Here is a 15836-nt window from a genome sequence, read left to right as displayed (position 1 = left end):
AGTGATCTTACAGGCGAACGGCACCCCGGCAATGACCGGAGCAAAAACAACAGCCGAATGCCTGTTCGGGAGGAAATCGTTTGTTGGTACATCATACAGATCTACATATGGCACGCGCATCCTTCCGATTGAGAGACAACAACATTATCGGAGGGAATACAAGATGTCGTGGGGACGCTCTTTTAAACACTCATTGACAGCCGTATGTGCAGCCGCCGCCCTGACCTGTGGTTTTGCGGCAAGTGCAAGCGCCCAGGAACCCGACTTTGCCGGAGAGCGAGTCGAACTGATTATTCCATTTAGCGAAGGTGGCGGGACAGATACGTGGGGACGTTTCTGGGCCCCTTATTTCAGCATTTTTCTGCCCGGCAAGCCGACCGTCGTTGTCAAAAACGTTCCCGGTGGGGGCTCGACATCGGGTGCCAACCAGTTTGAAGCCCGGGCAAAACCCGATGGGCTGACCGCGATTGGCACATCAGGTTCCACACAGTTCCCGTACCTGTTGCAGGACAAACGGGTTCAGTACGAAATGCGCGACTGGCGTGTCATTCTGGCGTCACCTACCGGTGGTGTGGTGTATGTCAATTCCGATCTTGGCGTTAAATCGGCAGCCGACCTCAATGCGCTCAAGGAAATCAACCTGCGCTATGGCAGCCAGGGTGCAACCTCGCTGGATCTGGTGCCGTTGCTGGCCTTTGAATTGCTGGGTCTGGATGTGGATGCCGTTTTTGGCATGAAAGGCCGTGGGGCCGGACGTCTGGCCTTTGAACGGGGCGAAGTCAATATCGACTATCAAACCTCGTCGGCCTATATCAATAACGTCACACCGCTGGTCAATATCGGCTCCGCTGTTCCGCTGTTTTCGTGGGGTGCGCTGGATGACGATGGCAATATCGTCCGCGATCCGTCCTTCCCCGATCTGCCCAGCTTCCCCGAAGCCTATGAAATGATGAAGGGCGAAAAGCCCTCCGGCCCGGCATGGGAAGCCTATAAGGCATTCTTTATTGCCGGTTTCCCGGCCCAGAAAATGGTCTTCCTGCCCAAGGATACGCCGGAAAACATTGTCGAGGCCTATCGCAAAGCGGCGATCTCGGCCACCGAAGAAGAAAGCTTCATTGCCGATCGTGAAGCCACCCTTGGTGCCTATAAACAGATTGTCGGCGAACCGGCAGAACGCATTTTCCGCCAGGCTGTGAATGTGCCCGAAGATGCCCGCACCTGGGTCCAAAAATGGCTGACCGAAAAATATTCGGTCCAGTTCTAAACCTTAAAACCTGAAGTCTCCCTTTTCCTGAATCGGGGTGGGCAATGTCCACCCCCTCTTTTTCTCTCCCTGCGACATTTGTGTCGCTTTCAGGGAACGGGTGAACTTTGCCTTTTGCCGGAGTTTTTAAATGCTAGATGCAATGATGACAGCTTTGTCTCATTTCACGCAGCCCCAGCATCTGATGTATCTGGTGCTCGGCGTGGGAATGGGAATGATTGTCGGTATTTTGCCGGGGCTTGGCGGCATCGTGGGACTGTCCCTGCTGTTGCCGTTCATCTATGGCATGGACCAGATTTCCGCCCTGGCAATGTTGATCGGCCTTGTCGCCGTGATCCCGACATCCGATACTTTTACCTCCGTCCTGATGGGCATTCCCGGATCAAGCGCCTCGCAGGCCACCGTGCTTGACGGCTTCCCGCTGGCTAAAAAAGGCCACGGCGCACGTGCGCTGGGGGCTGCCTTTTCGGCATCGCTCGTGGGTGGTCTGGTCGGCGCGGTTATTCTGACCGGCTTTGTCGTCATTGCCCGGCCGCTTATTCTGTCATTCGGGTCGGCCGAACTGTTCATGCTGGCGGTTCTTGGCCTGTCAATGGTGGGCGTTCTTGCCGGTAAAAGCCTGCCCAAGGGCATTATTGCCGCTGGTCTTGGCCTGCTGCTGGGCGCGCTGGGTGCGGCCCCTGCCACCGGCGAACTGCGCATGAGCTTTGATTCGGTTTATCTGATGGATGGCCTGCCGCTGGTCATTGTCGGCCTTGGCATGTTTGCCTTCCCCGAAATTATCGATCTGTGTCGCCAGAACCGTTCCATCGCCGATAACGGCACCCTTGGTTCGGGCTGGAAAGACGGTGTTCGCGACATGATCCGCCATAAATGGCTGTGTCTGCGCTGCGCGGGTCTTGGCAGCATCGTCGGTGCCCTGCCCGGTCTTGGCGGCAGTGTGGTGGACTGGATCGCCTATGGTCATGTCGTGCAGACGGCCAAGGACAAATCCCAGTTCGGCAAAGGTGACATTCGCGGCGTTCTGGCCCCCGAAAGTGCCAATAACGCCAAAGAAGGCGGCGGACTTGTTCCCACCCTTCTGTTTGGTATTCCCGGTTCGGGCAGCATGGCGGTTTTTCTGGGCGGCATGGTGCTGATCGGTCTTGAAGCCGGCCCGGCAATGGTGGGCCGTGATCTGGACATCACCTATACCATCATCTGGTCGCTGGCGATTGCCAATGTGGTGGGGGCTGGTGGCGCCCTTCTGCTCTCGCCTTTTGTATCAAAGCTGACCACGATCAAATACGGCTATCTTGCGCCGTTCATGATCACCATCATCTGTTTTGCCGCCTTCCAGGCAACGCGTTCGCTCTCGGACATGGTGGCCCTGCTGGCGCTGGGTGTTCTCGGCGTTTTGATGAAACGTTTTGGCTGGCCCCGCCCGGCCTTCCTGATTGGTTTTGTGTTGGCCGCCAACACCGAAACCTATCTGTATCAGGCGCTGCAATTCTATGACTGGGGCTTTCTGACCCGTCCGGGTGTCATGATCATCCTGGCGCTGACCATCATTTCCATTATCATGGGCATGCGCAAACAACCGGTCAATCCGGTGGAGGAAGAAGAAAGCAGCCATTCCCATTCGCCCAAGCGCGCGCCGCAAATTCTGTTTGCCGGTCTGATCCTTGCGATTTTTGCGCTTGGCATCTGGGATGCAACCCAGCACACCTTCCTTGGCAGTGTGTTCACCGGGGCGGTATCGGTGGTCATGTTTATTGTCACGGCCGTTCTGATCTGGCAACTGGTGGTCAGCCCGCCTTCGCACGGGGCCAATTTTGACCACGAATTTGACCTTGCCAACCACGAAGACAAACCCAATGCCGGCCTGTGGCATTACGTTCTGTGGGTTGGCGGGCTGGTTGCCGGTACCGCGCTGTTTGGCTTCCTGATCGCCATTACCGGCTTTTTCATTGCCTTTTTGCGCCTCAAAGCCCACGCGTCGTGGCTGCGGACTTTGCTTCTGACCGGCCTGGCAATGGGGGGCATGTGCATCCTCGCCTGGTCTTTGGTTCTGGATTTCCCGGGTGGTCTGCTTCAGGACCTGGTCGATCTTCCCTGGCCGTTGGGATAAGGGGGAACAAACATCATGAAAAATACCATCATATCCAATGACCAACATGCCGTGCCCTGTGTCATGATGCGGGGCGGCACCTCCAAGGGGCCGATTTTTCTGGCAAGCGACCTTCCCGAAGATGTCACCCTGCGGGACCGCATCCTGCTTGCGGCAATGGGGTCGCCTGACAAACGACAGATCGACGGCATTGGCGGGGCCGATACCCTGACCAGCAAAAGCTGCATTGTATCGCCCTCCGACCGGCCCGATGCCGATGTTGAATTTCTGTTTGCCCAGGTCGCCATTGACCGGGCAGAGGTCGATACCAACCCCAATTGCGGTAACATGACAGCGGCCGTCGCCCCCTTTGCCATCGAGGCGGGCCTGGTACCAATTACCGGTGATGAAACGCTGGTGCGCATTTATAACCGCAATGTTGGTGCCCTGGTCGATGCCGTGGTTCCGACACCCGGCGGAACCGTTACCTATAGCGGGGATGCGGCCATTGATGGTGTTCCCGGCACCGCCGCCCCGCTGATCCTGCGATTCAAGGAAATCATGGGCAGCAAAACCGGGCGGTTGCTGCCCACCGGCAAGCCCATCAATTATATTGATGGGCTGGAAGTGACCTGTATTGACGTTGCCGTGCCGATGGTGATGTTCCGCGCCCGCGATCTTGGCCTGACCGGCCATGAGACCAAGGCGGAGCTGGATGCCAACACCGCCCTTCTTGCCCGCATGGAAGCCGTTCGCCGCAAGGCGTCCGAACTGATGGGGCTGGGCGATTGCACCGGCAAGGTGGTGCCGAAAATGGCGATCCTTTCGGAACCGGCACAGGGCGGACACATTACATCGCGTTATTTTGTCCCGCATAATTGCCACGCAACTCATGCTGTTACCGGGGCCATTTGTGTTGCCAGTTGCGCCTCGCTTTCGGGCAGCATTGCCGACGGCATGATCGACCTTGCGGTCGTACCACAACAATGGATCAAAATCGAACATCCCAGCGGCAGCATTGATGTCGAACTGACCATCGAGGGATCCGGCCCCAACCTTTCAATCGTCTCGGGCGGTGTTATTCGTACGGCACGACGGTTGTTTGAAGGCCGGGTTCTGGTACCAAGCCAAATTCTGGGCGAAGGAACGGCATAATGGATGTTTTATTCTTACCCGGAGATGGCATCGGCCCTGAAATCACCGATGTCACCCGGTCGGTCCTTCGCGAGATTAATGACGCGTTTTCGCTCGGGCTGGAATTTTCCGAGGATGATGTCGGATATTCATCCCTTGAAAAACATGGCAAAACCATTACTCCGGAGCTGATTGATCGTGTTCGCAAAGCGGATATGACCATCCTTGGCCCGGTGGATACCGCCCATTATCCGCCTGCGGATCAGGGAGGGATCAATCCGTCGGCCGCGTTGCGCATTAACCTTGATCTTTATGCCAATGTTCGCCCGTCGCGGGCTATTGCCGGGTTATCAGCCCTGACACCGGCAATGGACCTGGTCATTGTGCGCGAAAATACCGAAGGCTTTTATGCCGACCGCACCATGTTTGCCGGGACCGGCGAAGTCATGCCCACCCCGGACCTGGCCCTTGCCATGCGCAAGATCACGCGCCAGGGCAGCTATCGCATCGCTGCATATGGTGCAAAACTGGCAGCACAGCGCCGAAAACATCTGACCATCGTGCACAAGGCAAATGTCCTTAAACTCAGTGACGGCCTGTTTCTGGGCGAGGCGCAAAAAGCCTGCGCCAACCAGGGCGGATTAACCGTTCGCGATGAACATGTCGACGCAATGGCGTCCCTTCTGGTCAGAACACCCGACGCCTTTGACGTGATCGTCACAACCAATATGTTTGGCGATATTCTGTCAAACCAGGCGGCTGAACTTTCCGGTGGGCTGGGTTTATCGGGCTCGATCAATGCAAGCGACGACATTGCCGTTGCCCAGGCTTCCCACGGGTCAGCCCCCGATATTGCCGGTAAAAACCAGGCCAATCCGGTCTCGCTGCTATTTTCAACCGCGCAGCTTCTGGACTGGAAAGGCACACAAACAGGGCGTCACGATTTACAAAATGCCGCGCGCAAACTCGATGACGTTATTGTCACCACCATTCAAAACCCCGAAACGCGCACCCGCGATCTCGGCGGCACCCTGTCATGCAGCGATTTTGGCCAGGCTCTGATCAAAAACATCCGGGCCCTTTAACAACTCCTGACAAAGGAAACCATGCGCCACAACCGGCAGTGAATATCTTTCCTCCCCGAAGACGGCTCCCTTCGTGCCCCCGGCCCTGATCATGGGTCGGGGGATTTTTTTTATCGGGATCGTTGACGGGATGTCATGACACAACACAACGCCAGACAAGACCCCCTGGGACCGGACTGTTCTTCTATCCACTTGCCCGCATATCAGGGTATGGGAGCATCCATTTTGCGAAGAATCGTTCTTCGCGTAAAAAAATGTTCATTCCCGCACAAGGTGATTTTCTTTGATGTCAAAGTATATTTTGGCACTATTTCCATGTGGCGAAATGCAATAATAACTGTTTATTTTCAATGTATTATATAGAAAAAAGGAATATCCTCCACCCCCTGGGTTGTCAGGATGCGCCCATCGTGCAACCATAATCCATCGTCATCAAACGATACGTAATTTTTTGCAGATGTGGCATGGGAACAATTATCCGCCAATGGCGTTCAGTGCCGTGCCGTAAGGAAGGGGCGTGCTGATTTCCATCACTGCCTTACCGCAAACACAAAACGATCGAACGGGTTATTCAGGGAGACTGACAGAAACACTGTTTTCACGGTTCGCGCCGTTCATTTCACGTCTGATGGAAAACAGGTGTGCTCAAAATAACACAACCAATATCCGACCAATTGGCCCTACAACCAACAAAAAAGGCCAATCTGACCGGTTCAATATATTTTAAAACTCAAAAAGGAAAATCGGGGATGACTGACCCAGTTAACAACGTGACCACCCGTGGCATGTCGCACGGCCTGAACCGCCGCGAATTTATTGCCAGCGCAATGGCCGCAGGTATGACACTGGTGGCTGCCAGCAGCCTGTATTCCAAAACCGCCAAAGCCGCCGAAGGTGAACCCAAACGCGGCGGGCATCTGAAACTTGGCCTGCAGGGGGGCTCGGCCACCGATATTCTGGACCCTGCCAAATCACAGTCACAATTCACCTTTGTGATGAACCGCAACTGGGGCGATACCCTGGTGGAAAGCCATCCCGAAAACGGCACCGCCATTCCCGCCCTTGCTGAATCTTGGGAATCCTCGGCAGATGCTGCGACCTGGACCTTTAAAATCCGCAAGGGTGTACAGTTTCACAATGGCAAGGAAGTGACCATCGATGACGTGGTCAAAACCCTGCATCGCCACACCGACGAAAAGTCTGAATCCGGTGCGCTTGGCATTCTGAAATCGATCACCGACATCAAGGACGAGGGGGGCGATCTGGTCATCTCGCTGACCGAAGGCAATGCCGACCTGCCCTTGCTGTTAACCGACTATCACCTTGTCATTCAGCCCGGCGGCGGGCTTGACAATCCGAATGCCGCCATCGGCACCGGGCCGTTCAAACTGAAAAGTTTTGATCCCGGTGTGCGCGCCACCTTCGAGAAAAACGAAAATGACTGGCGTTCGGACCGTGGCTATGTCGACAGCGTTGAAATGATCGTCATGAATGATGCCACCGCGCGGGTTGCCGCCCTGTCATCAGGCCAGGTTCATTTCATCAACCGGGTTGATCCCAAAACCGTCAATCTGCTGAAACGCGCGCCGATGGTTGAAATTCTGCAAACATCAGGTCGCGGACATTATGTGTTCATCATGCACTGCGACACGGCACCGTTTGACAATAACGACCTGCGCCTTGCCCTGAAATACGCGATGGACCGCGAAACGATGGTTCAGAAAATTCTGAACGGTTATGGCAAGGTTGGCAATGACTTCCCGATCAACGAAACCTACGCCCTGTTCCCCGAAGGCATTCCGCAGCGCACCTATGACCCCGACAAGGCCAAATTCCATTACAAAAAATCCGGCCATGACGGGTCCATTCTGTTGCGCACGTCCGATGTTGCCTTCCCCGGGGCCGTGGATGCCGCCGTGCTGTATCAGGAAACGGCGAAAAAAGCGGGCATCAATATTGAGATCAAGCGCGAACCAGGCGACGGATACTGGTCCAATGTCTGGAACGTCAAACCGTTCTGCACTTCCTACTGGGGCGGGCGCCCGACCCAGGACCAGATGTATTCAACGGCCTATCTTTCCACCGCCGACTGGAACGATACCCGCTTTAAACGCGAAGATTTCGACAAACTTCTGCTTGCCGCCCGTGCCGAGCTGGACCAGGAAAAGCGCAAGGAAATGTATCGTAAAATGGCACTGATGGTCCGCGATGAAGGCGGCCTGATCCTGCCCATGTTCAACGACTTCTTAAATGCGTCGAACAAAAAAATGAAAGGCTTTGTAAGCGACATCGGCAACGACATGTCCAACGGCTATGTTGCCAGCCGTGTCTGGATCGAGGGCTAATTCAATGTGCGGCGCAATTGCGGTTGCGCCGCACACCCATCCCGGAACGACCACCCTGTCTTGCATTTCCTGGCCGTTCCTTTGAACTGATTTCGTCTAATCGGAAATAACGTCTTTACTTGCCCCGGCAATCTGGCCGGTTGTGCCGGTTATATCGCACATCAGAATATTGCGCGCCATTGGATGTAGCTCTGTGCTGCCCGGCGATCAAAATTCTGCTGCACGATACGTCTTTTCCGGTTCAGGTATTCATCAAGGAGAAACCATCCCATGAATACTGTCATGGAAGACGGCAAACCCCGCCGTCGCCCGTTAAAACAACGGTATCCGCTTACGGTTTTGATCCTGCAACGCCTTGGGCTGAGTGCAGGGTTGCTGCTGGCGGTATCAATCCTGATTTTTGGCGGGGTTGAAGCCCTGCCGGGCGATTTCGCCCAAACCTATCTGGGCCAGTCGGCCACCCCGCAGGCCATCGCCAATATCCGTTCCCAGCTTGGCCTGGAACGCCCCGTCACCACCCGCTATTTTGAATGGCTGGGCAATGCCGTGCAGGGTGATTTCGGCAAAAGCTGGGCCAGCGGCAATTCCGTTTCCGAACAAATCGGCAAACGTTTGGGCAACTCGCTGTTTCTGGCCTTTTGTGCCGCCATTATTTCGGTGCCACTGGCCGTCGGCCTTGGCATGCTGGCAGTGCATTTTCGCAACCGGGTGCCCGACCGTATCATCAACATTATCTCGCTGGCCGCCATTTCCCTGCCGGAATTTTTCATTGGCTATCTTTTGATCCTGTTTTTTTCCGTCAAATTCGGCGTCGCCAGTTTTCCGGCCACGGTTTATGACGGCATGTCCTTTGCCGACCGGCTTTCGGCCATCGCCCTGCCAACGATCACCCTGGTTTTTGTCGTTCTCGCCCATATGATGCGCATGACACGGGCCGCCATTATCAGTGTCATGTCATCGGCCTATATGGAAACCGCCGAGCTTAAGGGCCTTGGTGCCTTTAAAACCATCATCCGGCACGCTGCCCCCAACGCCATTGCGCCCATTGTCAATGTTGTCGCGCTGAACCTGGCCTATCTTGTGGTCGGTGTTGTCGTGGTCGAGGTGGTTTTTGTCTATCCCGGCATGGGGCAATATATGGTCGACGCCGTGACCGTGCGCGACATGCCCGTTGTGCAGGCCTGTGGCCTTATCTTTGCTGCCGTTTATATCCTGCTAAACATGGTTGCCGATCTGATCGCCATTGTTGCCAACCCGAAACTGAGGCACCCGCGATGAGATTACGTGAAATTCCCATTACCGCCTGGATCGGTATTATTGGCATTCTCCTGGCGTTTGGCTGTGCCATTTTCGCCCCGCTTCTTGCGCCGTATGGCGAACGTGAAATTGTGGGGGATGTCTGGCTGGCCGCCGATGCCCATTTCCTTCTCGGGACCGATAATCTGGGCCGTGACCTGCTGTCGCGCCTGATTTATGGTGCCCGCACCACGCTGTTTGTCGCTCTTGCCGCATCGGTCCTGTCCTTTTCTATTGGCATTTTCCTCAGCTTCACCGCCGCGGTTTCGCGCGGCATCATTGATCAGGGCCTGTCGCGCTTTAACGATTTGATGATGTCGATACCGACCCTGATTTTTGCCCTCGTGGTGTTGGCGGTTCTGCCGCAGAACCTGTGGATTTTGATTGCCGTAATGGCAGTTCTGGATTCCACGCGTGTGTACCGGCTGGGCCGTGCGGTGGCACTTGATGTTGCCGTGATGGAATTTGTCGAAGCCGCCAAGCTGCGCGGCGAAGGCAAAATGTGGATCATTTTCCGCGAAATCCTGCCCAATACCCTAAGCCCGCTTTTGGCCGAATTTGGCCTGCGCTTTGCCTTTTCCATCCTGTTTCTCTCTACCCTGTCGTTTTTGGGCCTGGGTATTCAGCCGCCTGCGGCCGACTGGGGCGGCATGGTCAAGGATAACAAGGATGGCATCATCTTTGGTATTTCCGCCGCCCTTATTCCCGGTGGGGCCATTGCGACACTGGCGATTTGTGTGAACATGGTTGTTGACTGGCTGCTGAAACGAACATCCAGCCTGAAGGGAGGCCGCGGCGATGGCTAATATGTTATCTGTACGCAATTTGCGCATCGGTGCCACGGTGTACCCGCCCGGCGAAGCCCCCAAGGACATCGAAATTGTCCACGGCGTGTCATTTGACCTTGAACGGGGCAAAGTCCTTGGCTTGATCGGGGAATCAGGCGCGGGTAAATCCACCATCGGTCTTTCGGCCCTGGCTTATGGCCGGGGCGGGGTTCGCATTACCGGTGGCGAAGTGCTGCTGGATGGCGAGGATTTGTTGAAAGCCGACAAAAAAGGCATTCGCCAAATTCGCGGTGCCCGTGTTTGCTATGTCGCGCAATCCGCCGCTGCCGCGTTTAACCCGGCGCACAAGCTGGGCGATCAGGTGATCGAGGCCACCCTTGAACACGGCCTGATGACGCGTGAAGAGGCCCGCGCCCGTGCGCTTTATCTGTTTAACATTCTTGGCCTGCCCGACCCGGACAATTTTGGCGACCGTTACCCCCACCAGGTATCGGGCGGGCAGTTGCAGCGTGCCATGACGGCAATGGCGCTGTGTTCCAACCCCGAACTGATCGTTTTTGACGAACCGACCACCGCACTGGATGTCACCACCCAGATCGATGTGCTGGCCGCCATCAAAAACGCGATCGAGGAAACCGACACAGCGGCGCTGTATATCACCCACGATCTGGCGGTTGTGGCGCAAATTTCCGATGACATTATGGTGCTGCGCAACGGTGAAACCGTTGAATATGGCCCGGTGCAACAAATTATCGAGGCGCCGCAGGAAGACTATACCAAGGCCCTGATTTCCGTTCGCCAGACCAAACAGCGCGAAGCCCGGGACCAGTCCCAGGCGCTGTTATCGGTGAATAATGTTTCGGCATCCTATGGCAACGGGTTCAAGGTGCTGCACGATATTTCCCTGCATGTCCCGCGCGGGCAGACACTGGCTGTGGTGGGGGAATCAGGCTCTGGCAAATCAACCCTGGCACGGGTCATTACCGGGCTGCTGCCGCCAACGGACGGGTCGATTACCTTTGCCGATGAAGACCTGCCCGCACAGCACAAAAAACGAACCCGCGACCAGATGCGCCGCATCCAGCTGATTTATCAAATGGCCGATACGGCGATGAATCCGCGCCAGACGGTAGGCCAGATTATCGGTCGCTCGCTGACCTTTTATTTCGGTTTGCGGGGCCGCAAGAAAAAGGAACGGGTGCAGGAACTGCTTGATGAAATCGAAATGGGCTCCGGCTTTTACGACCGTTATCCCGCCGAACTGTCCGGCGGGCAGAAACAGCGTGTCGCCATTGCCCGGGCGCTGGCGGCCGAACCGGAACTGATCCTGTGTGACGAACCCACCTCGGCCCTGGACCCGCTGGTGGCCGAAGGCATCCTGGATTTGCTGATGCGGTTGCAGGCGGAAACAAAGGTTTCCTATCTGTTCATTACCCATGACATTGCCATTGTGCGCGCCATTGCCGATTCCGTTGCCGTGATGCTGCAAGGCAGGCTGGTGGATTTCGGCCCGCGTTCCAGTGTTCTGTCGCCCCCGTTTGATGATTACACCGACCTTCTGTTAAAATCGGTTCCCGAAATGGAACTGGGCTGGCTGGAAAAGGTTCTGGCCACGCGCCGTATGGAAAGTGCCGGTAACTGATCCCTGATACCCCAAACACCGCCCGGACCCTTTCGGGCGGTGTTTGCTGTAATTTAGCAATAGCTGACGCCACCAAAACTGGATACCAAATGTCCGATAGCCCCTATTCCGTTATTGAAAATGAATGGATCACCCTAAAGGACGGCACCCGCCTTGCCGCCCGCATCTGGATGCCCGATGGTGCCGATGCCACACCGGTTCCCGCCGTGCTGGAATTTCTGCCTTATCGCAAGCGCGATGGCACCAGCCCGCGCGATGAATCCACCTATCCGGTTTTTGCTGCCGCCGGTATTGCCGGGGTCCGGGTGGATATTCGCGGTTCGGGTGATTCCGATGGTGTCATTGACGGCGAATATACCCCGCTTGAACTTGCCAATGCCTGCGAGGTCATCGCCTGGATTGCCGATCAACCCTGGTCGAACGGCAGTGTCGGCATGATGGGTATTTCCTGGGGCGGGTTTAACTGCCTTCAGGTTGCCGCCCTTCAGCCCCCCGCACTCAAGGCCGCCATTTCGATTGCCTCCACGGTGGATCGCTATAATGACGACATTCATTATAAAAATGGCTGTCATCTCTCTGCACAGCTTTCCTGGGCGGGCACCATGCTGGCCTATCAGTCCCGCTCGCCCGACCCGGAACTGGTGGGGGATCGCTGGCGCGATATGTGGCTGGAACGCCTGGAAAACGAACCGTTTTTCCTTGAAGACTGGCTGGACCATCAAAAGCGCGATGATTTCTGGAAACATGCGTCGATCTGCGAGGATTTTGCGGCGGTTAAAATCCCGTCAATGGTTATGGCAGGCTGGGCCGATGGCTATCGCAACACACCCTTGCGGGCCATTGAAGGCATGCCGGACCGTGCCAAGGCCCTGATTGGTCCGTGGGTGCATAAATATCCGCATTTTGCCTGGCCCAAACCGCGGGCCGATTTTCACGGCGAAGCCATTCGCTGGTGGAACCGCTGGCTGCGCGATGAGGAAAACGCGGCCGAAGACCTGCCACAAATGCGGGCCTATATCCTTGATGCCGTCAAACCGGCCGCGCGCCGCGACCATGACAATGGTTTCTGGATAGCCAAGAAAAGCTGGCAAGCCCCGGAAATGCTGCATTATCATGTGCGCGATGACCGCCTGATGGATGCCAGGAATGCCGAGGCGATCATCCGTGCTGCCGACGGTGAAAACAGTGTTTTCCTGAAATCGCCACTGGATACCGGCACGGCAGCGGGCGAATATTTCACCCTGAAACCCGATGCCGAAATGGCAATTGACCAGCGTGGTGACGATGCCGGGTCGCTCTGTTTTGACAGCCAGGCACTTAAAAAAGATCTCGACCTTCTGGGCCGTTCCGAAATCACACTGGATGTGGCCTGCGATGCTGACTGGGCAAACTTATGTGTCCGGCTTGTTGATGTGCATCCCGACGGGACGGCAGCACGGATTGCCTTTGGTGTTCTGAACCTGGCACATCGCAACCCTGACGCCAATTACAACGACCCGCAACCCATGCCAAAGGGCGAAAAGGTAACGGTCAAAGTGGTGCTGGATGCCTGTGGCTATCGTATCCGCACCGGGCACAAACTGCGTGTTGCCATTTCGACGGCCTACTGGCCAATGATTTTGCCGGACCCGTTTAATGCCGGTGTTACCATCGATACCGCCTCGATTGATCTGGCCCTGCCCCTGCTGGGCGATCACGAGCTGATTGACATGCCAGCGCCGGAAAACCCGGACCCGCTGCCAAAATATATCGAACATCAACCGGCCAATACCCGCCGCGAAGTGCGCCGTAACATGACGGCCAACAAAACCGATTATTGCATTCTCGAAGATACCGGTCTGTTTGAACATCCCGGCACGGGGCTTTCAACCCGCCAGATCCGCGATGAAACCTGGACCATCTCACCTGATGATCCAACTTCGCTGCGCGGCCATGCCCTTTGGACCTGCGATATCGAACGCGAGGGCTGGTTTACCCGCACGGTCTGTTCGGCAACCCTGACATGCAGCAAAACCGACTGGCATATCGAAGCCAGCGTCATCGCGGTCGAAGATGACCGGGAAGTTCACCGGAAAACCTGGAACCGCACCATTCCGCGCGATTTCATGTAATTGTGACATATGCGCAAACCGGGCCGTGACACCCTGTCGTCACGGTCCGGCTTGGCAAAATCCCGCAACCGCCCGGCACAAATGATCAAAGCCAGCACGCGCGCCGTCACTCATATGGCGCGCACGCAGCCAGCCATGCACCATTTGCGGTTCCTCGCGGTAAATCACATTCACCCCGGCCTGCACCAGTTTTGCCGCATAATTGCGGCCATCATCACGCAAAGGGTCAAAAAAGGCGGCGGATATATAAGCTGGCGGCAGGTTTGAAACGTCATTTGCCTTTAACGGATGTGCAACCGCATCATTTTCCGGCGCTTGCAAAATATCACGATAATAGTGCACATCCTGCGTCGTTAAGCCCGGTGCCTGTGCCATTTCCACATAGGACCCGCATGTCATATCCCCACCCAGGGCAGGATACAACAACACCTGCCCGGCAATCCTGTCACACAGGCCATCGCGCTGCGCGCGCACCATCAAACCGGCGGTAATATTGGCGCCCGCACTATCACCCATCACCACCGCCCGGTGCCCGCGCCGCAATAAGGCGCACAGCACGGCATAACCATCGTCCGATGCGGCAGGCCAGATATGTTCGGGGGCCAAACGGTAATCCACCGCAATCAGCTCTGCCCCGCAAAATTCGGCTATTTCGGCGCAAATGGCATGGTGGCTGTCGCGCGAGCCAACAACAAAGCCGCCACCGTGAAAATAAAGCAGGCAACAGGCGGTTTTTTGCGCGGATGGATGGAAATAGCGCACCGGCACCCCGGCAATCTCGCCATCTTCAAAGGTTAGTCCTGCCGGGTCTGGCGGATTAAAGCTGGCGCACAACGCATCATACCATGCGCGTTGCTGCTCAATACCGGCATTCACAGCATCTGGCGGATAAAATGCTTCTGCCTGTTTATGAAAGGCCAGTATCCCTTCTTCCGTTGGCATGGGCCTTGGTCCGGCTGTCATTTGGCCTTTCTCCCGGGATCAATGATTTTGATATTGCTATATGTGAAATATAATTTCACATATTGAAAATTTACAGGACCATCGACCTTATAGTGTAACCGCCTCGATGGTGGTTTTTAACAGGCTGGCACTGCGATGCAGGGCTTCTTTTTCATCCTCGTCCAAAGTTGGCATCATATCGGCACAAATGCCCGCTGCCCCTACCACACGCGGGATCGACAGGGCCACATCGGCCACCCCTGCCACATTGCGGGTGACAACCGAAACGGATAAAACATCCTGCTGGTCCTGGGCGATGGATTTAACGATGCGCGCCAATCCGGCCCCGATCCCGTAATAGGTTGCGCCCTTGCCATTGATGATTTTATAGGCCGCATTGCGCACGCCATCATCAATTTCCGCCTTCACCGCATCACTGATCGGCGTGCCAAGCTGGGTGGCAAAGGATAATAGCGGCTCCGACCCCGCACGGGCATTGGACCAGGCCAGAACCTCGCTATCGCCATGTTCCCCCAGCACATAGGCATGCACCGATTGCGGCGAAATGCGCAAATGCCGCCCCAGAAGGCTGCGAAAGCGGGCGGTATCGAGGATCGTACCCGAGCCAATCACCCGCCCGGCTGGCAGGCCAGATAGCCGGGCGGTGATTTGCGTCATGATGTCCACGGGGTTCGAAGCAATCAGCAAAATGGCATCGGGCGTGACACGCAAAACCTCACCCACCACCTCGCGAAACACATTTGCATTGCGGCCTAAAAGTTCCAGCCGCGTTTCACCGGGTTTCTGGCTGACACCAGCGGCGAGAATAACCACCGATGCGCCTTTCAGGTCGGCATAGTCGCCTGCATGAACAACACAGGAAGACATGAACGGCACGGCATGGGAAATATCTTCGGCCTGGGCGCGGGCGAGATCCACATTGCGATCGACAAAAATCACCGAACTGGCAATCCCCGTCAGGGCAATGGCGTACCCCGCCGAACTGCCCACCATGCCCGCCCCGACAATACCAATTTTCATAACCCTGCCTCCGCCACCGATTTGTATCTTGACCCATCCTAGCGTAAAACGGGTTTGGTTGCATTGCGCCGATGAAAGATCGTTCATTTTTGCAGGGTT

General features: G+C 56.0%; 11 protein-coding genes. 9 read left to right on the top strand and 2 right to left on the bottom strand.

What is annotated here, in order from left to right; all coding sequences use genetic code 11:
• The first annotated feature begins 163 nt into the window (after positions 1 to 163).
• The 9 genes from TH25_RS09895 to TH25_RS09855 all read left to right on the top strand — a co-directional run bounded on the left by TH25_RS09895 (position 164) and on the right by TH25_RS09855 (position 13754).
• Complete coding sequence (locus TH25_RS09895) at positions 164 to 1264, top strand: Bug family tripartite tricarboxylate transporter substrate binding protein (protein ID WP_114088273.1); 1101 nt, start codon at positions 164 to 166, stop codon at positions 1262 to 1264.
• Between the two features lie 130 nt (positions 1265 to 1394).
• The gene (locus tag TH25_RS09890; protein WP_114088272.1) at positions 1395 to 3374 is read left to right on the top strand and encodes a tripartite tricarboxylate transporter permease; all 1980 of its coding nucleotides are present in this window, start codon (positions 1395 to 1397) and stop codon (positions 3372 to 3374) included.
• A 15-nt stretch (positions 3375 to 3389) separates the two neighbouring features.
• Positions 3390 to 4508, top strand: coding sequence for a 4-oxalomesaconate tautomerase (locus tag TH25_RS09885; protein ID WP_114088271.1), 1119 nt, complete (start codon positions 3390 to 3392; stop codon positions 4506 to 4508).
• The gene (locus tag TH25_RS09880; RefSeq protein ID WP_114088270.1) at positions 4508 to 5572 is read left to right on the top strand and encodes an isocitrate/isopropylmalate dehydrogenase family protein; all 1065 of its coding nucleotides are present in this window, start codon (positions 4508 to 4510) and stop codon (positions 5570 to 5572) included. The genes TH25_RS09885 and TH25_RS09880 overlap by 1 nt, the downstream gene beginning before the upstream one ends.
• Positions 5573 to 6321: 749 nt before the next feature.
• The gene (locus TH25_RS09875) at positions 6322 to 7917 is read left to right on the top strand and encodes an ABC transporter substrate-binding protein (protein WP_114088269.1); all 1596 of its coding nucleotides are present in this window, start codon (positions 6322 to 6324) and stop codon (positions 7915 to 7917) included.
• A gap of 270 nt (positions 7918 to 8187) precedes the next feature.
• Positions 8188 to 9195: an ABC transporter permease gene (locus TH25_RS09870; protein WP_114088268.1), complete on the top strand. Its 1008-nt coding sequence runs from the start codon at positions 8188 to 8190 to the stop codon at positions 9193 to 9195.
• Complete coding sequence (locus TH25_RS09865) at positions 9192 to 10019, top strand: ABC transporter permease (protein ID WP_114088267.1); 828 nt, start codon at positions 9192 to 9194, stop codon at positions 10017 to 10019. Before TH25_RS09870 ends, TH25_RS09865 begins: the two co-directional genes overlap by 4 nt.
• On the top strand, positions 10012 to 11643 hold the full coding sequence (locus tag TH25_RS09860; protein WP_114088266.1) for an ABC transporter ATP-binding protein: 1632 nt from the start codon (positions 10012 to 10014) through the stop codon (positions 11641 to 11643). The genes TH25_RS09865 and TH25_RS09860 overlap by 8 nt, the downstream gene beginning before the upstream one ends.
• Positions 11644 to 11732: 89 nt before the next feature.
• Entirely contained in the window at positions 11733 to 13754 is a 2022-nt protein-coding gene (locus TH25_RS09855; protein WP_114088265.1) for a CocE/NonD family hydrolase, read from the top strand.
• 39 nt (positions 13755 to 13793) lie between these two features.
• Here TH25_RS09855 and TH25_RS09850 read toward each other — a convergent pair whose 3' ends face one another.
• Positions 13794 to 14696 (bottom strand): alpha/beta hydrolase, encoded by a 903-nt coding sequence (locus TH25_RS09850; RefSeq protein ID WP_258549108.1) that lies wholly within the window; start codon positions 14694 to 14696, stop codon positions 13794 to 13796.
• 108 nt (positions 14697 to 14804) lie between these two features.
• Positions 14805 to 15737: an L-lactate dehydrogenase gene (locus TH25_RS09845; protein WP_114088263.1), complete on the bottom strand. Its 933-nt coding sequence runs from the start codon at positions 15735 to 15737 to the stop codon at positions 14805 to 14807.
• Positions 15738 to 15836: the final 99 nt, after the last annotated feature.

This window comes from Thalassospira profundimaris (assembly GCF_003326755.1).
Taxonomy (GTDB): Bacteria; Pseudomonadota; Alphaproteobacteria; order Rhodospirillales; family Thalassospiraceae; genus Thalassospira; species Thalassospira profundimaris_B.
This window is presented reverse-complemented; position numbering and strand designations above follow the sequence as displayed.